Genomic DNA, 17,025 nt, shown 5'->3' with positions numbered 1-17,025 from the left:
GATCAGGCGGCCGCGGGGCGGCGCTTGACATGGCGCAGAAGGGCGGTCAGGGCGGCGGGGGTCATGCCCGGGATACGGGCCGCGGCCCCCAGGGTGGCGGGACGCACCTGCCGCAGTTTCTGCCGGATCTCGGCGGAGAGGGAGGCGATGGCGTCCGGGTCCAGGTCGGCGGGCAGCCCCAGCGCCTCGTCCTTGCGGAAGGCGCGGATGTCGGCCTCCTGCCGCTCCAGGTAACCGGCATACTTGCCGTCGATCTCCACCTGCTCGGCGATCGCCGCCGGCAGGGCCGCCAGCTCCGGCCAGACGGCGGCAAGGCGGGCGATGTCCACCTCCGGATAGCGCAGCAGGTCCAGCACCGTGCGGCGCACGCCGTCGCGGTTCACATGGATGCCGTGGCGGGCCAGTTCGTTCGGCGTGGCGGCCAGCGACGTCGCCAGCGCCCGCGCCGCGGCCAGGGCGTCCGCCTTTTGCTGGAACGCTTCCGCCCGCCGGCTGCCGACGACGCCGACCGACAGGCCGCGCGGGGTCAGCCGCTGATCGGCATTGTCGGCGCGCAGCAGCAGCCGGTATTCGGCGCGGCTGGTGAACATGCGGTAGGGCTCGGTCGTGCCGCGGGTGATCAGGTCGTCGATCAGCACGCCGATATAGCCCTCGGCCCGGTCCAGCACGAAGGGCTCGCCGCCGGCCACGGCCAGGGCGGCGTTGACGCCGGCCATCAGGCCCTGGGCCGCCGCCTCCTCATAGCCGGTGGTGCCGTTGATCTGACCGGCCAGGAACAGGCGCGGCAGCCGCTTCGTCTCCAGCGTGGCGGTAAGCTCCCGCGGGTCCACGAAGTCGTATTCGATGGCATAGCCGGGGCGCAGCATCACGGCCCGCTCCAGCCCCGGGATGGCGGCCAGCATCTCCCGCTGCACCTCCTCGGGCAGGCTGGTGGAGATGCCGTTGGGATAGACCGTGTCGTCGTCCAGCCCCTCCGGCTCCAGGAAGATCTGGTGCCGCTCCTTGTCGGCGAAGCGGACGACCTTGTCCTCGATGCTGGGGCAGTAGCGCGGGCCGGTGGACTCGATCTGGCCGGAATAGATCGGCGCCCGGTGCAGGTTGGCGCGGATCAGCGCATGCACCGCCGGCGTCGTCCAGGTGATGGCGCAGGCGACCTGCGGCGTCGTGATCCGCTCCGTCAGCGTGGAGAAGGGCGGGGGCGGATCGTCGCCCGGCTGGCTCTCCAGCCCGGCCCAGTCGATGCTGCGGCCGTCCAGCCGCGCCGGGGTGCCGGTCTTCAGCCGGCCGAGCGGGAATCCCAGCCGCGCCAGCGTGTCGGACAGGCCGAGCGCCGGCGCCTCACCGACGCGGCCGGCGGGAATCCGGCGCTCCCCGATATGGATCAGGCCGCGCAGGAAGGTGCCGGTGGTCAGCACCACGGCCCCGGCGCGGATCTCCTCCCCGTCCGCCGTCCGCACGCCGCAACAGGCGCCCGCGGCGTCCAGCAGCAGGTCCTCCACCGCCGCGGCGATCAGATCCAGGCCCGGCTGGGCGCGCAGGGCCGCCTGCATGGCCTCGCGGTAGAGCCGGCGGTCGGCCTGCGCCCGCGGACCGCGGACGGCCGGGCCCTTGGAGCGGTTCAGCACGCGGAACTGGATGCCGCCCTGGTCGATGACGCGGGCCATCAGCCCGTCCAGCGCGTCGATCTCGCGCACGAGATGGCCCTTGCCCAGACCGCCGATGGCCGGGTTGCAGGACATCTCGCCGATGGTTTCGATGCGGTGGGTCAGCAGCGCCGTGCGCGCGCCCATCCGCGCGGCCGCCGCCGCGGCCTCGCAGCCCGCATGGCCGCCGCCCACCACGATCACGTCGAAGCTTCGCATGGCGCGGAATGTATGGGCGGGGCGGGGCGGAGTCCAGCCGCTCCCGCGGCGGATCTCACTTGCCGATGCAGAAATCGCGGAAGATCACGTCCAGCAGGTCCTCCACATCCACCCGGCCGGTGATCCGGCCCAGCGCGCGGGCGGCAAGGCGGACATCCTCCGCCGCCAGTTCGGGCAGCGGCGCCTCCAGCGCGCGGGCGAGGGAGGCGCCGCACGCCTCCAGCGCCGCCCGGTGCCGGGCGCGGGTGAGCGACGGGGCGGCGGCGGGGGCGTAGCGCATCTCCACCGCCGCGGTCAGGGTCGCCAGCAGTGCCGCCAGCCCCTGGCCCGTGGCGGCGGAGACGGCCAGCGCCGGCCGGCCCGCCACCTCCGACGGCAGCTCCCCGGCCAGATCGGCCTTGTTCAGCACGACCAGCGCATCTTCTCCGGCCAGGGCCAGCGTCGCCGGATCGGGGGGAAGGGTGGCGTCGAACACCAGCAGCGTCAGGTCGGCCCGCGCCGCCCGGTCCAGGGCGCGGCGGATGCCCTCGCTCTCCACCGCGTCCAGGGTCTCGCGCAGGCCGGCCGTGTCCGCCAGGGTGACGGGATAGCCGCCGAGGTCGAGCGCCACCTCGATCACGTCGCGGGTGGTGCCGGCCTGGGCGCTGACGATGGCGACATCGCGCCGGGCGATGGCGTTCAGCAGGCTGGACTTGCCGGCGTTCGGTGCGCCCAGGATGGCGATGGCGATGCCGTCGCGCAGCCGCTCCCCGCGGTGCCCGTCGGCCAGATGCGCCGCGATCTCCGCCAGCAGGTCCCGCACCACGGGGCGCACGGAGTCCGTCAGCCCGCCGGGCAGGTCCTCCTCGGGGAAGTCGATCTCCGCCTCCAGATGCGCCAGCGCCCGCACCAGCCGGTGCCGCCAGTCCTCGTAGAGCCGGCCCAGGGCGCCGTCCATCTGGCGCAGGGCCTGTCGGCGCTGGGCCGCCGTCTCCGCCGCCACCAGATCGGCGATGGCCTCCGCCTCCGTCAGATCCAGCTTGCCATGCTCGAAGGCGCGGCGGCTGAACTCGCCCGGCTCCGCCACGCGCAGGCCGAGTGCGGTCAGCGCCTCCGCCGCCGCGGCCAGCACGGCACGGCCGCCATGCAGGTGCAGCTCCGCCACGTCCTCTCCGGTGAAGCTGGCCGGGGCGGGGAACCAGAGCAGCAGGGCGCGGTCGAAGACCTCCCCGCCGGCGGGGTCGTGCAGAGAGGCGAGCGTGGCCTGCCGCGGCGGCGGCAGCCGGCCCGACAGCCGGACCAGGGCCGGACCGGCCAGCGGCCCGGACAGGCGCACGACCTGCACCCCGCCGCGGCCGGGGGCCGTGGCGGGGGCGAAGATGGTATCCGTCGTCATCGTCGATGTTTCACGTGAAACACGGGGGGCTCGCGCCACAGGGGCGGGCCGTCACACAGGCTCTATTCCGCCGCGGCCTGTTCCGCCGCCAGCCGGGCGGCCACATCCTCCGGCTTCCGGTCTTCCGGGCGCAGCATCAGCCGCTCGACCCGGCCGCCCCGGACCAGATGCGTTTCCAGGATCTCGTCGATGTCGGCCTCCGACGAGAAGCCGTACCAGACCCCCTCCGGATAGACCACCATGACCGGACCCAGTTCGCAGCGGTCCAGGCAGCCGGCGGCGTTGACCCGGATGCCGCGCAGGCCCAGGGCCGTGGCCCGCTTCTTCATGTAGTCGCGCAGCGGTTCGGCGCCGCGGCGCTTGCAGCTCCCGCGCGGGTGGCCCTCCGGCCTCTCGTTGGTGCAGCAGAAGACATGGGCCCGGTAGTAGGGGGCCGGGTCCTGGCTATCCTGGTCGTTCACTTCTTCTGATCCTTGCCGCTTCCGCCCATGGCGGAGGCCATCTGGTTCCACATGAATTTCTGCATCTGCTCCAGGTTCTGGAGCCCGACCGGAAGCCAGGTCTTCAGCATGACCTCCGGGTCCATGGCCGCGATGTTGGCGCTGATCCGCTCCTGAAGCTGGTGCATCAGGGCATCCTGCATGGGCTTCACGTCCGGCAGCCCCAGGAAGGCGCGGGCCTCCTCGGGGGTGCAGTCGATATCGACGGAAATCTTCATGCGCTGTTCCCCTCCGTTCCGGCGGACCGCCCTGTCCGGCGTCCCTCTGCCCGGCATCCGCGGCGGGCGGGCCGGGTATCGGGCGAAAGCGAAAACCGTAATTGAATCAGGGCCATTTTTCCGGCGCATGCCAGTCTACACGACGCTATCCTGCAGGCAAAGGCGCCGCCGGGAAACGGTGGCCGGTCCGGTAACCGGATGCCGAACAGAGGGACGAGAGACATGGCGGACCCCGCGAACCTGCTGGGGCAGGAGACGAGCCCCTATCTGTTGCAGCACAAGGACAACCCGGTCCACTGGATGCCCTGGGGACCGGCGGCCTTCGCCCGCGCCCGGGCGGAGGGCAAGCCCGTGCTGCTGTCGGTGGGCTATGCCGCCTGCCACTGGTGCCATGTCATGGCGCATGAGAGCTTCGAGGACCCGACCATCGCCGCGATGATGAACGACCTGTTCGTCAACGTGAAGGTGGACCGGGAGGAGCGGCCGGACGTGGACCAGATCTACCAGTCCGCGCTGGGCCTGCTGGGCCAGCAGGGCGGCTGGCCGCTCACCATGTTCCTGACACCCGAGGGGGAGCCGTTCTGGGGCGGCACCTACTTTCCGCCGGAACGCCGCTGGGGCCGCCCCGGCTTCCCCGACGTGCTGCTGGGCGTCAGCACCACCTACCGGCAGGAGCCGGACAAGGTGGTGCGCAACACCACCGCCCTGAAGGACGCGCTGCACCGGCTGGCGCAGAACCGGCCGGGGGCGGGGGTGGACGTCGATCTGCTGGACGAGGTGGCGGCGCGGCTGGTGCAGGAGGTCGATCCCGTCCATGGCGGCATCGGTTCGGCCCCGAAGTTCCCGCAGACCGGCATCGTCGAGCTGCTCTGGCGCGCCTGGAAGCGCACTGGCCGGGAGGACTGCCGCGCGGCCGTCGTCACCACCCTGACGCAGATGAGCCAGGGCGGTATCTACGACCATCTCGGCGGCGGCTATGCCCGCTATTCCACCGACCAGGAATGGCTGGTGCCGCACTTCGAGAAGATGCTCTACGACAACGCCCAGCTCATCGACCTGCTGACCACCGTCTGGCAGGACACGCGCGACCCGCTGTTCGAGGCGCGGGTGCGGGAGACGGTCGGCTGGGTGCTGCGGGAGATGGTCTCCGAACCCGGCCGGCCCGTGGGCGGCGGCTTCGCCGCCACCCTGGATGCCGACAGCGAGGGGGAGGAGGGCCGCTTCTACGTCTGGACCTGGGCGGAGGTGGACCGGCTGCTGGGCGACCGCGCCGAGACCTTCGCCCGTGCCTACGACGTGACCGAGCGCGGCAACTGGGAAGGCACCACCATCCTGAACCGGCTGAAGCGGCCGGAGCCCGGCACGCCGGCGGAGGAGGGGGCGCTGGCGGAGATGCGCGCCGTGCTGTTCCAGGCGCGCGGCGCCCGCGTCCGCCCCGGCTGGGACGACAAGGTGCTGGCCGACTGGAACGGGCTGATGATCGCGGCGCTGGCGCGCGCCGGCGCCGTGTTCGACGAACCGGACTGGATCGCCGCCGCCCGCCGTGCCTACGACTTCGTGCGGACCCACATGCAGGATGCGGACGGCCGCCTCTGGCACTCCTGGCGGGCCGGCACGCTGCGCCACCGCGGCACGCTGGACGATCAGGCCGCCATGGCCCGCGCCGCCCTGGCCCTGTTCGAGGTCACCGGCGACGGCACCTGCGTGGAGCAGGCCCGGCGCTGGGCCGCGGTGGCCGACGCGCAGTTCTGGGACACGGAGTCCGGCGGCTACTTCCTGACCGCGGCCGATGCCACGGATCTGATCGTGCGGCCGCGCAACGCCCAGGACAACGCCGTGCCCTCGGGCAACGGCACCATGCTGGGGGTGCTGGCGCGGCTCTGGCTCATCACGGGGGAAGAGGGCTGGCGTCGCCGCGCCGATGCCCTGGTCACCGCCTTCGGCGGCGAGCCGGGCCGCAACTTCTTCCCGCTGGCGACCTTCCTCAACAATGTCGAGCTGCTGCACCGGGCGGTGCAGGTGGTGGTGGCCGGCGACCCGGCGGCGGCGGACACGGGCGCGCTGCTGCGGGCGGTCCACGGCGCCGGCCTGCCGACCCTGGTGCTGACCCCGGTCACGCCGGGGACGGCCCTGCCGGACGGACATCCCGCGGCGGGCAAGGGCATGGTCGGGGGCAGGGCGGCCGCCTATGTCTGCCGCGCCATGGCCTGTTCGCTGCCGGTGACGGACCCGGCGGCCCTGGCCGCACTTCTGCGTGAAGATCGGGTTACCCCGCCGCCCGCACCGTGACAAGGCGGGGACCCGCGTATAGCATTCCCGCGGCTTTTCGTCCCGGCCCGCACGCCAGCGGGCGGGACCGTTCCGGCCGGACCGGAACCGATCCCACATACCGAGCAAGGGGGCGCGCATGACCGACGTCACGATCCAGGCGACCGACGGGGGCAGCTTCACCGGCTATCTGGCCGAACCGCCGTCGGGCCAGGGACCGGGCATCGTGGTGATCCAGGAGATCTTCGGCGTGAACGAACAGATCCGGGACTACTGCGACTTCCTGGCCGGGCAGGGCTATTTCGCCCTCTGCCCCGACCTGTTCTGGCGGCAGGAGCCGGGCGTCCAGCTCACCGACCGGACCGAGGCGGAATGGCAGAAGGCGTTCAAGCTCTATCAGGGCTTCAACGAGGTGAAGGGGGTGGATGACCTGATCGCCACGATGGAGCTTCTGCGCGATCATCCGGGCGTGACCGGCAAGGTCGGCGCCGTCGGCTTCTGCCTGGGCGGCAAGCTGGCCTATCTGATGGCGACGCGCTCGGACAGCGACGCCACGGTCGCCTATTACGGCGTCGGCATCGACCGCCACCTGGATGAATGCGCCGCCATCACCCGGCCCCTGCTGATGCACATCGCCGGCAAGGACAGCTTCGTCCCGCCCGAGGCGCAGGCGCAGATCAAGGACACCCTGGGCGGCAACAGTCTGGTCGCCATCTACGACTATCCGGACCAGCAGCACGCCTTCGCCCGGACCGAGGGCCAGCACTGGGACCCCGACGCGGCACAGGCGGCGGAGGAACGGACGCTGGCCTTCTTCCGCGAACATCTGTTCTGATGGCCGGCGGCGCCATCGGGGCGCCGCAACCACAGCCGAAGGACGGCGGAACATGGTCCACGCGATCCGTATCCACGAGACGGGCGGCCCCGACGTGCTGCGCTGGGAAGAGGTGGCGGTGGGCGACCCCGGCCCCGGCGAGGTACGCCTGCGCCACACGGCCGTGGGGCTGAACTTCATCGACACCTACCACCGCAGCGGCCTCTACCCGCAGCCGCTGCCCTTCGTGCCGGGGATGGAGGCCGCGGGCGTGGTCGAGGCGGTGGGCGAGGGCGTGACCGGCTTCGCGCCGGGCGACCGCGTCGGCTACTGCTCCGGGCCGATCGGCGCCTATGCCGAAGCGCGCCTGATCCCGGCCCAGGGGCTGGTCGCCCTGCCGGACTGGCTGGACGACCGCACCGCCGCCGCCATGCTGCTCCAGGGCATGACGGCGCAGTACCTGCTGCGCCGGACCTACCGGGTGAATCCGGGCGACAGCATCCTGATCCATGCCGCCGCCGGCGGGGTCGGGCTGATCGTCTGCCAGTGGGCCAACGCGCTGGGCGCCACCGTGATCGGCACCGTCGGATCGGAGGAGAAGGCCGAGCTTGCGCGGGCGCACGGCTGCCATCACGCGATCAACTACACGCGGGAGGATTTCGTCGCCCGGGTGAAGGAGATCACCGGGGGCAGGGGGGTGGACGTGGTCTATGACAGCGTCGGCGCCGACACTTTCCTCAAGAGCATGGACTGCCTGCGCCGGCTGGGCATGCTGGTCAGCTTCGGCCAGTCCTCGGGCAAGCTGGCGCCGCTCGATACCGGGCTGCTGGCGGCCAAGGGCGCGCTGTTCCTGACCCGGCCGTCGCTGTTCCACTATGTCGCCACCCGCGCGGAGCTGGAGGAGACGGCCGCCGACCTGTTCGCCGTGGTCAAGGACGGCACGGTGAAGGTGGAGGTGCGCCAGACCTTCCCCCTGCGCGACGCGGCGGAAGCGCACCGCGCCCTGGAGGCCCGCCGCACCACCGGCTCCACGGTGCTGCTGCCCTGATGGTGCCATCGCCCCGCGGGCACCGCCCGCGCGGGCGACCTACGACGACCGCGTCTGCCACAGGGGCGGGGTCTTGAAGCCCTTCAGGAAGGCCTCATGCGCCTCCAGCTCCTCCGGCAGGGGGGCGTGCGGCCGCGGTTCGCGGCGGGGGCGGTCGGTGCGGAAGGAGGCCGCGGCCTGGGCGCCGGTGGGGGCCAGCACCAAGTCGGGCTGGCGGCCGCCCAGCAGCTCCAGATAGACCTCCGCCAGAAGCTGGGCGTCCAGCAGCGCGCCGTGGTAGCTGCGGGCCGAATTGTCGATCTCGAACCGGCGGCAGAGCGCGTCCAGGCTGGCGGGCGCGCCGGGGAAGCGGCGCCGGGCCAGCACGACCGTGTCGATGGCGCGGGCCGCGGGCAGGGTCCGCATGCCCAGCCGGGTCAGCTCCGCGTTCAGGAAGCCCACGTCGAAGGTGGCGTTGTGGATGACCAGCGGGCTGTCCTGGATGAAGTCCAGGAACGGGCCGACGATCTCGGCGAAGGTGGGCTGGCCGGACAGGAACTCCGTGGACAGGCCGTGGACGTTGAACGCCTCGATCGGCATGTCGCGTTCGGGGTTGATGTACTGGTGGTAGGTGCGGCCGGTGGCGACATGGTTCATCAGCTCGACGCAGCCGATCTCCACCACCCGGTCGCCGTTCAGGGCGTCGATGCCGGTGGTTTCCGTATCCAGCACGATCTCGCGCATCAGGTCCGTCCCGGTGTCCTGGGCGGCCGCACGCCCCTGGACGGGGCCGGCGGCCGGTAGCCCCGCGGCGGCCAGATCCGGCCCCGCTCCATCCCCAGCACTCTGACGATCCGGGTCAGCGCGATCAAGGTATGGCGTCTGCCCAGGCCGGTGGGCACCACGAAATCGGCCCGGCGCCGCTTCTCCCGGTCGGGCATCTGAAGCGCCAGGATGGCGGCCAGCTTCGCCGGGGTCATGCCCGGCCGGGCCAGCACGCGGGCGCGCTGCACGGATGCCGGGGCGGAGACGACGGCGATCCGGTCCACCCGCCCCTCGCCGCGGCTCTCGAACAGCAGCGGGATGTCCAGCACCGCCACCCTTGCCTTCCGGCGGGCGGCGCGGCGCAGGAAGCGGTCGGCGTCGGCCCGCACCAGCGGATGCACCGCCGCCTCCAGCCGGCGCAGCGCCTCGGGCCGGCCGACGACATGGGCCGACAGGGCGGCACGGTCCACGGCGCCGTTGCGCACCGCGTCGGGGAACAGCGCCGCCACCACCGGCACCGCGGCCCCGCCGCGGGCATAGAGGCGATGGACGGCGGCGTCGCTGTCATGCACCGGACAGCCCAGCCGGCGCAGCATCGCCGCCGCGGTGGACTTGCCCATGCCGATGGAGCCGGTGAGCCCCAGCACGATCATCGCCGCCCCCCGGCCCGGGAGCGGAGCACCGGCCGGCCGGCGGGAGACCCGCTCACAACCCCTCCAGCACGAAGCGGCGCAACTCCGGCGTCACCTTCGGCGCCAGCCCGAACCAGGCCTGGAAGCCGGGCCGCGCCTGGTGCAGCAGCATGCCCAGCCCGTCCACCACCGGGTTGCCGCGGGCCTTCGCCTCCTTCAGCAGCGGGGTCAGCAGCGGGGTGTAGACGATGTCCGTCACCACGGTGGCCGGGGGCAGCCCCGCCAGCGGCAGGTCCAGCCCGGCCTGCCCGGCCATGCCCTGGGTCGTCGTGTTCACCAGCAGCCCCGCATCGGCCAGGGCCGAGGCGCGCCATTCCCACGGGATCACCCGGACCGGCACGCCGGGGCCGAGGTCGGCCGCAAGCTCCTCCGCCCGGGCACGGGTGCGGTTGACCAGACGCAGTTCCGGCACGCCGCTGTCCAGCAGCGCCACCGCCACGGCGCGGGCCGCCCCGCCGGCGCCGACCACGACGGCCGGCCCGGCCGCCGGGTCCCAGGCGGGGGCGCCGTCGCGCAGATTCTCCCGGAAGCCGAAGGCGTCGGTGTTGCGCCCCTCCAGGCTGCCGTCGGGCCGGACGACGATGGTGTTGACCGCGCCGATCCGCTTCGCCGCCGGGTCCAGCAGGTCCACCAGCCGGAACGCCGCCTCCTTGTGCGGGACGGTGACGTTGCAGCCGGCCAGCCCCAGCGCCGGCAGGGCGCGGATGGCCGGCTCGATCCGGTCGGGCGGCACCGGCAGCGGCACATAGGCGCCGTCGATGCCGTACTGCTGCAGCCAGAAGCCGTGCAGGCGCGGGCTGCGGCTGTGCCCGACCGGCCAGCCCATGACGCCCGCGATCCTGGATTTGCCGGACAGGATCACGATGGCAGCACTCCGCGGGTGCGCAGGAAGCCCAGCAGCGGCAGCAGCGGCAGCCCCAGCACGGTGAAGAAGTCGCCGGTCACGGCGGTGAAGAGCTGGGCACCCGGCCCTTCGAGCTGGTAGCCGCCGACGGAGGACAGCACGGAAGGCCCGGCCGCCGCGAGATAGCGGTCAAGGAACGCCGGCTCCAGCGGGCGCATGGTCAGCACCGCCTCGTCCAGCGTGTGCCAGACCCGCTGTCCGCCCTGGAAGACCACGGCGCAGGAGATCAGCCGGTGGCGCCGCCCGGCCAGGGCCAGAAGCTGTGCCCGTGCCGCGGCGGCATCGGCCGGCTTGTCGAACCAGACACCGTCGCATTCCAGCATCTGGTCGGCGCCGATGACGGGGCGGTCGGGATGGCGGGCCGCCACACGGGCGGCCTTCAGCTCGGCCAGGGCCTCGGCCACCGCCTGCGGCGGCAGGCCGCCGGCGCGGCAGGACCGCTTCACCGCGTCCTCGTCCACCGTCGGCGGATCGACGATCACCGCCAGCCCCGCCGACTCCAGCAGGCGGCGCCGCGTGGTGCTGCCGGACGCCAGCACGACCGGCTCGTTCGAGAGAGCGACCATGGCCACCGTTCTTCCCGTCTCCACCCCTGCGGACCCGACCCTTCCTGACCCGGCTCAGACCGGCGTGCCGCCGGGACCCGCTTCGCCCGGAACGGCGCGCCGGCGGGCCAGGATCATCATCACCTCGGCCGCGGTCTCCTCGATCGACCGCCGGGTGACGTCGATCACCGGCCAGCCCTTGCGGCTGTAGAGGCGCCGCGCCTCCGACAGTTCCGCCCGGACCTTCTCGGGATCGGTGTAGCTGGTGTCCTCGCCCTGGTTCAACAGGCGCAGACGGTTGCGCCGGATCTGCACCAGCCGCTCGGCATCCTTTGTCAGCCCCACCACCAGCGGCCGGCGGAGCTGGTCCAGTTCCGGCGGTAGCGGACAGCCCGGCACGAAGGGCACGTTCGCGGCCTTGATGCCGCGGTTGGCCAGATAGATGCAGGTCGGCGTCTTCGAGGTGCGGCTGACCCCGACCAGGATCACGTCGGCCTCGTGCAGGTCCCAGGCGCTCTGCCCGTCGTCATGGTTCAGGGCGAAGTCCATGGCGTCGATGCGGCCGAAATATTCCGCGTCCAGCGCGTGCTGGCGGCCGGGCTGGCTCTGGCTTTCCAGCCCCAGATAGGCGCCCAGCGCGGCGATCAGCGGGTCCAGCACCGGGATGCACGGCACCTGGAGGTCGCGGCAGGTGTCCTGGAGGCGCCGGCGCAGCTTGTCGTTCACCAGGGTGAACATGACCAGGCCCGGCGTGTCCCGGATGCCCTCGATGGCCATGTCGAGCTGCCGCTCGGTCCGCACCAGGTTCCAGAAATGCTCGATCGGCTGCACCCGGTCGAACTGGCTGACGCAGGCCCGCGCCACGGAATTGATCGTCTCTCCCGTCGCGTCGGAGACGAGGTGCAGGTGGAAGGTCTTCGTCATCGTGTCCGTGTTCATCTGGCGCAGCGCCGCTCCCGTTACGGAAACCGGAATCAAAGGGTGAACAACCCGTCGGGTGCGGGGATAACCCGGGGCCTGCGACAGCATGCCCGAAATCGGTCCACGTGGCCGCTACGACTTGGCAGCAGGGATGCGCGCCGGGGGAGAAAACCGTCGCACCTCTCCGAAACACCGGGACGACCGATCCCGCACCGCGACATTATCCCCAGGACTCAAGACCGCCGGAACCTAGCGCAGATGCGGCCTGCCGCGCGATACCCGACGAACTGTCCACAGACATTTTCGGCGTGGATGACGATTGCCGCAGCCTGTGGATGGATTTGCGGGAAACATGAATTCCCGTTATCCACAGTCACAACTGTCACCCCCATTCCTTCTGATACCGGATTCAAGGTATAGGGGGGACGCCGAACAACCTGGATCAGCGACGATGACCGCAGCCCCGACGAAGCCCTTTCTCCGCGCCCTGGCCGGTGAGACCCAGACCCGCCCGCCCTTCTGGCTGATGCGCCAGGCCGGCCGTTATCTGCCGGAATACCGTGAGGTGCGTGCGCAGGCCGGCGGCTTCCTCGATCTCTGCCTGAAGCCGGCGCTGGGCTGCGAGGTGACGTTGCAGCCGCTGCGCCGCTACGGCATGGACGCGGCGATCCTGTTCTCGGACATCCTGCTGGTCCCGCATGCGCTGGGGCAGTCCGTCGGCTTCGCGGAAGGCGAAGGCCCCCGTCTCGCCGCCATCCGGGACATGAACGGGCTGCGCGCGCTGGATTTCGACGGCCTGCACCGCCGGGCAGAGCCGGTCTACGAGACGGTGCGGCGCATCCGGGAGAACCTGGACAAGGATTTCCCGACGACGGCGCTGATCGGCTTTGCGGGCTCGCCCTGGACGGTCGCCTGCTACATGGTCGAAGGTCAGGGCTCGAAGGAGTACATGCACGTCAAGCAGTGGGCGTTCAGCGATCCCGAGGGGTTCGGTCAGCTCATCGACCTGCTGGTGCGGGCGACGGTCGAGTACATCTCCGCCCAGATCAAGGCGGGGGCGGAAGCGGTGCAGCTCTTCGACAGCTGGGCCGGCGCGCTGCCGGTGGACGGCTTCCACCAGTGGGTGATCAAGCCGACCCGTGCCATCGTGGACGCGCTGCGGGCGCGTCATCCGGGCGTGCCGATCATCGGCTTCCCGCGTCAGGCCGGTCTGAACCTGGAAGCCTATGTGCGGGAGACCGGGGTGGACGGCGTTTCGCTCGATCCGGGCGTGCCGGCGGCCTGGGCGTCCGAGACGCTCAAGGGCGTCACGCTTCAGGGCAACCTGGATCCGGTGCTGCTCCTGACCGGCGGTGCGGCAATGCGCCGCGGCGTGACTGAACTGCTTGAGGCGATGAGCGGAAGGCCCTTCATCTTCAACCTCGGTCACGGCATCCTGAAGGAGACGCCGCCCGAGCATGTGGCCGAGCTGACGCGCCTCCTGCGCGGCTGATCGCCACGACCCAGCCTTCCCGTAGCCTCCCGGACACCAGCAGCGTGACAGAGTCCGCCGCCTTCCCGGCATCCCGCCGGAAGATCGCCATCGTGCTGTTCAATCTGGGCGGCCCGGACCGGCTGGAGTCGGTCCACCCGTTCCTGTTCAACCTGTTCTCGGACCCGGCGATCCTGCGTCTGCCCAATCCGTTCCGGATGCTGCTGGCGCACTTCATCGCCGGGCGCCGGGCGCGGATCGCCCGGGGCATCTACGAGAAGATGGGCGGGAAATCGCCCATCCTGGAGAACACCCGGGCGCAGGCCCGGGCGCTGGAAGAAGCGCTCTGGGATGCGGGTGAAGTGCGCGCCTTCATCGCCATGCGCTACTGGCACCCGATGAGCGACGAGACGGCGTGCGACGTGCGCGACTGGGACCCGGACGAGGTGGTGCTGCTGCCGCTCTATCCGCAGTGGTCCACCACCACGACGGCCTCCAGCCTGCGTGTCTGGGATCTGGCAGCCAAGGCCGCCGGGCTGGACAAGCCGACGCGGACGATCTGCTGCTATCCGACCGAGCCCGGCTTCATCCAGGCCAACGCCCGGCTGATCCGCTGGGCGGTGGCGGAGGCCGCGGCGCACGGCACGCCGCGGGTGCTGTTCTCGGCCCACGGCCTGCCGATGAAGATCGTGGAGGCCGGCGACCCCTACCCCTGGCAGTGCGACCGCACGGCCGAGGCCGTGATCGCCGCGCTGGACATTCCGGGCCTGGACTGGGTGACCTGCTACCAGAGCCGGGTCGGCCCGCTGGAATGGCTCGGCCCCTCCACCGAGGAGGAGGTCCTGCGCGCCGGGCGCGACCGGGTGCCGCTGGTCGTGGTCCCGATCTCCTTCGTGTCGGAGCATTCCGAGACGATCGTGGAGATCGGCCACGAGTACCGCGAGCTGGCGGAGGAAAACGGCGTGCCCCACTTCGTCGCGGTGCCGACGGTGGGGGTGGAACCCGACTTCATCCGCGGTCTGGCGGAACTGGTGCGGCAGTCCCTGGGGACCGGCTGCACCATGTGCTCCCAGAACGGCGGCCGTTTCTGCCCGACCACAGCGCTCGGCTGCCCGCAGGGTGCTGCGGCAGGCTGAGCCGCAGCGGCGACGGCCCAAGGGCCGTCTTTCCCTCCCCGGCCGAAGCGGTTACAAAGGCGCCCGCGTTCCCGTGGAGTTGCCGTCCATGCTGTATCTCTGGATCAAGTCCTTCCATGTGATTTCCATGGTCGCCTGGATGGCGGGCATGTTCTATCTGCCCCGGCTGTTCGTCTATCACACCCAGACCACGCCGGGCGCCGCGGACTACCAGCGGTTCGTGGTGATGGAGCGCAAGCTCCTGAAATACATCATGAATCCGGCACTGATCGCGACCTGGACGTTCGGTCTGGCGATGCTTGCGCTGAACCCGTCCCTGCTGTCGGGACAGGGCTGGATGCATGCCAAGATCCTGCTGGTGCTGGGCATGACGGCGGCGCACATGCTGCTGGGCAGGTACCGCCGCGAGTTCGAGGAGACGCGCTCCGCCCGCTCGGAGAAGTTCTTCCGGGTCTTCAACGAGGTCCCGACGATCCTGCTGATCGTCATCGTCATCCTGGTGATCGTGAAGCCGTTCTGAGGACGCCCGGATGGCCCGCATCCTCTCGCTGCGCGCCGAACTGCCGAGTCCGGACCTGGATCTGTCCCTGCCCTTCTACGAACGGCTGGGCTTCCAGGTGGAGGGACGCCACGGCGACGGGTTCGCCCTGCTGGAGCGGGAGGGCTGGATCCTGCATCTCTGGCGCACCGACGATCCGGCACTCTGCCGGGCATCGTCTGTCTATCTGCAGGTGGACGATGTGGACGGCTTCCATGCCGCGGCGCTGGCCGCGGGGGTCAAACCCTTCCGTGGCCCGCCGGCCGACCGCTCCTGGGGGATGCGCGAGGTCTACTACCTCGATCCCGCGGGCTGCCTGCTGAAGGTCGGGCAGGACGCCGACGAGGATGCGACGGACAGAGATTGAGGCCGCTACCCGGAAGAGTGGCCGCGTGGCGGATGTTTTGCTTTGACTTGATCCGTGGCATCGGCTAACCATAATTCTTGCCTGCGAGTCCACTCCCCTGAGAACTCAACGCGTTCTCCGTCGTCCCTCCCCGGGCCGGCGTCAGAGTGGTCTAGAAGAGACTGGCCACCGCATCAGGCCGAACTCCCGACAGCCGGTCAGCTCCACCCGGCATCGATGGTCCCGGCTTCACTGGCACCTTGCCGGACACCTATACCGGACATGTCGCGTCTGCCCATCGCCCTCCCCGGTCACCGCCAACCGACCCCCACAATCGATACACCATGAATCTTCAGGACCTGAAGGCCAAGACGCCCGCCGAGCTCCTCGCATTCGCAGAAGAGCTCCAGATCGAGAATGCGGGCACCCTGCGCAAGCAGGACATGATGTTCGCCATTCTCAAGCAGCTCGCCGAGAACGACGTCCCGATCTACGGGGAGGGCGTCCTGGAGGTCCTGTCCGACGGCTTCGGCTTCCTGCGATCGCCAGAGGCCAACTACCTGCCCGGCCCGGACGACATCTACGTCTCCCCCTCCCAGGTGCGCCGCTTCGGCCTGCGCACGGGCGACACGGTGGAAGGCCAGATCCGCTCCCCGAAGGAAGGGGAACGCTACTTCGCCCTCCTGAAGGTCAATTCGATCAACTTCGACCATCCGGACAAGGTCCGGCACCGGATCAACTTCGACAACCTGACCCCCCTCTATCCCGACGACCGGCTGCGGCTTGAGATCGAGGTCGACAGTTCCGGTAAGTCGAAGAAGGACATGACGACCCGGGTCATCGACCTGGTCGCCCCGCTGGGCAAGGGCCAGCGCGCCCTGATCGTGGCGCCGCCGCGGACCGGCAAGACGGTGATGTTGCAGAACATCGCCCATTCCATCGCCACCAACCACCCCGAGGTCTACCTGATCGTGCTGCTCATCGACGAGCGGCCGGAGGAAGTGACCGACATGGCCCGCAGCGTCCGCGGCGAGGTCATCAGCAGCACCTTCGACGAACCCGCCACCCGTCACGTCCAGGTGACGGAGATGGTGCTGGAGAAGGCCAAGCGCCTGGTCGAACACAAGCGCGACGTGGTCATCCTGCTCGACTCGATCACCCGCCTGGGCCGCGCCTACAACACGGTCGTGCCCTCCTCCGGCAAGGTGCTGACCGGCGGCGTGGACGCCAATGCCCTGCAGCGGCCCAAGCGCTTCTTCGGCGCCGCCCGCAACATCGAGGAAGGCGGCTCGCTGACCATCATCGCCACGGCCCTGATCGACACGGGCTCGCGCATGGACGAGGTGATCTTCGAGGAGTTCAAGGGCACCGGTAACTCGGAAATCATCCTGGACCGCAAGCTCTCCGACAAGCGCGTCTTCCCGGCGATCGACATTCAGAAGTCCGGCACCCGCAAGGAAGAGCTGCTGGTGGACAAGGGCGCCATGGCGAAGATGTGGATCCTGCGCCGCATCCTGAACCCCATGGGCACCCAGGACGCGGTCGAGTTCCTCATCGACAAGCTGAAGCAGGCGAAGACGAACAACGACTTCTTCGACAGCATGAACCAGTAGCGCGGTCCGTCGGCCCGTCCGCGGGCCCTG

17 protein-coding genes are annotated in these 17,025 nt (G+C 70.8%); 8 read left to right on the top strand and 9 right to left on the bottom strand.

The window, feature by feature from the left end; all coding sequences use genetic code 11:
- Window positions 1-2: 2 nt before the first annotated feature.
- The 4 genes from mnmG to RC1_RS13430 all read right to left on the bottom strand — a co-directional run bounded on the left by mnmG (window position 3) and on the right by RC1_RS13430 (window position 3,955).
- Window positions 3-1,862, bottom strand: coding sequence for a tRNA uridine-5-carboxymethylaminomethyl(34) synthesis enzyme MnmG (gene mnmG, locus RC1_RS13445; protein ID WP_012567962.1), 1,860 nt, complete (start codon window positions 1,860-1,862; stop codon window positions 3-5).
- 55 nt (window positions 1,863-1,917) lie between these two features.
- The gene (gene mnmE / locus RC1_RS13440; protein ID WP_012567961.1) at window positions 1,918-3,237 is read right to left on the bottom strand and encodes a tRNA uridine-5-carboxymethylaminomethyl(34) synthesis GTPase MnmE; all 1,320 of its coding nucleotides are present in this window, start codon (window positions 3,235-3,237) and stop codon (window positions 1,918-1,920) included.
- A gap of 62 nt (window positions 3,238-3,299) precedes the next feature.
- Entirely contained in the window at window positions 3,300-3,698 is a 399-nt protein-coding gene (locus RC1_RS13435; protein WP_012567960.1) for a (2Fe-2S) ferredoxin domain-containing protein, read from the bottom strand.
- Window positions 3,695-3,955, bottom strand: coding sequence for a DUF6489 family protein (locus RC1_RS13430; protein ID WP_012567959.1), 261 nt, complete (start codon window positions 3,953-3,955; stop codon window positions 3,695-3,697). The genes RC1_RS13435 and RC1_RS13430 overlap by 4 nt, the downstream gene beginning before the upstream one ends.
- Window positions 3,956-4,177: 222 nt before the next feature.
- On the opposite strand from RC1_RS13430, the gene RC1_RS13425 reads away from it, so the two are divergent.
- The 3 genes from RC1_RS13425 to RC1_RS13415 all read left to right on the top strand — a co-directional run bounded on the left by RC1_RS13425 (window position 4,178) and on the right by RC1_RS13415 (window position 8,085).
- Window positions 4,178-6,244, top strand: a complete 2,067-nt coding sequence (locus tag RC1_RS13425; RefSeq protein WP_012567958.1) for a thioredoxin domain-containing protein — start codon at window positions 4,178-4,180, stop codon at window positions 6,242-6,244.
- A 118-nt stretch (window positions 6,245-6,362) separates the two neighbouring features.
- The gene (locus RC1_RS13420) at window positions 6,363-7,058 is read left to right on the top strand and encodes a dienelactone hydrolase family protein (protein WP_012567957.1); all 696 of its coding nucleotides are present in this window, start codon (window positions 6,363-6,365) and stop codon (window positions 7,056-7,058) included.
- Between the two features lie 52 nt (window positions 7,059-7,110).
- Window positions 7,111-8,085 carry a quinone oxidoreductase family protein gene (locus RC1_RS13415; protein WP_012567956.1) on the top strand — a complete coding sequence of 325 codons (975 nt, stop codon included), beginning with the start codon at window positions 7,111-7,113 and terminating at the stop codon, window positions 8,083-8,085.
- 39 nt (window positions 8,086-8,124) lie between these two features.
- Here RC1_RS13415 and dnaQ read toward each other — a convergent pair whose 3' ends face one another.
- The 5 genes from dnaQ to RC1_RS13390 are packed head-to-tail and all read right to left on the bottom strand — an operon-like array spanning window position 8,125 to window position 11,909.
- Entirely contained in the window at window positions 8,125-8,808 is a 684-nt protein-coding gene (gene dnaQ / locus RC1_RS13410; protein WP_012567955.1) for a DNA polymerase III subunit epsilon, read from the bottom strand.
- Window positions 8,808-9,482, bottom strand: coding sequence for a dephospho-CoA kinase (gene coaE / locus RC1_RS13405; protein WP_012567954.1), 675 nt, complete (start codon window positions 9,480-9,482; stop codon window positions 8,808-8,810). Before coaE ends, dnaQ begins: the two co-directional genes overlap by 1 nt.
- A gap of 52 nt (window positions 9,483-9,534) precedes the next feature.
- A complete protein-coding gene (locus RC1_RS13400; protein ID WP_012567953.1) occupies window positions 9,535-10,383 on the bottom strand; it encodes a shikimate dehydrogenase in 849 nt (282 codons plus the stop codon).
- Window positions 10,380-10,991 (bottom strand): Maf family protein, encoded by a 612-nt coding sequence (locus RC1_RS13395; protein WP_041785365.1) that lies wholly within the window; start codon window positions 10,989-10,991, stop codon window positions 10,380-10,382. Before RC1_RS13395 ends, RC1_RS13400 begins: the two co-directional genes overlap by 4 nt.
- Before the next feature lie 54 nt (window positions 10,992-11,045).
- Window positions 11,046-11,909, bottom strand: a complete 864-nt coding sequence (locus RC1_RS13390) for a pyruvate, water dikinase regulatory protein (RefSeq protein WP_184446380.1) — start codon at window positions 11,907-11,909, stop codon at window positions 11,046-11,048.
- Window positions 11,910-12,342: 433 nt separating this feature from the next.
- Here RC1_RS13390 and hemE point away from each other — a divergent pair, with 433 nt between their 5' ends.
- The 5 genes from hemE (at window position 12,343) to rho (ending at window position 16,995) form a co-directional block, all read left to right on the top strand.
- A complete protein-coding gene (gene hemE / locus RC1_RS13385) occupies window positions 12,343-13,383 on the top strand; it encodes a uroporphyrinogen decarboxylase (protein ID WP_012567950.1) in 1,041 nt (346 codons plus the stop codon).
- Between the two features lie 44 nt (window positions 13,384-13,427).
- Entirely contained in the window at window positions 13,428-14,498 is a 1,071-nt protein-coding gene (gene hemH, locus RC1_RS13380; RefSeq protein ID WP_012567949.1) for a ferrochelatase, read from the top strand.
- An 88-nt stretch (window positions 14,499-14,586) separates the two neighbouring features.
- Window positions 14,587-15,018, top strand: a complete 432-nt coding sequence (gene hemJ, locus RC1_RS13375) for a protoporphyrinogen oxidase HemJ (RefSeq protein WP_012567948.1) — start codon at window positions 14,587-14,589, stop codon at window positions 15,016-15,018.
- Between the two features lie 10 nt (window positions 15,019-15,028).
- Window positions 15,029-15,403, top strand: a complete 375-nt coding sequence (locus RC1_RS13370) for a bleomycin resistance protein (RefSeq protein WP_012567947.1) — start codon at window positions 15,029-15,031, stop codon at window positions 15,401-15,403.
- A gap of 323 nt (window positions 15,404-15,726) precedes the next feature.
- Window positions 15,727-16,995: a transcription termination factor Rho gene (gene rho / locus RC1_RS13365; protein WP_012567946.1), complete on the top strand. Its 1,269-nt coding sequence runs from the start codon at window positions 15,727-15,729 to the stop codon at window positions 16,993-16,995.
- Window positions 16,996-17,025 lie beyond the last annotated feature (30 nt).

This window comes from Rhodospirillum centenum SW, assembly GCF_000016185.1.
GTDB lineage: Bacteria > Pseudomonadota > Alphaproteobacteria > Azospirillales > Azospirillaceae > Rhodocista > Rhodocista centena.
This window is presented reverse-complemented; position numbering and strand designations above follow the sequence as displayed.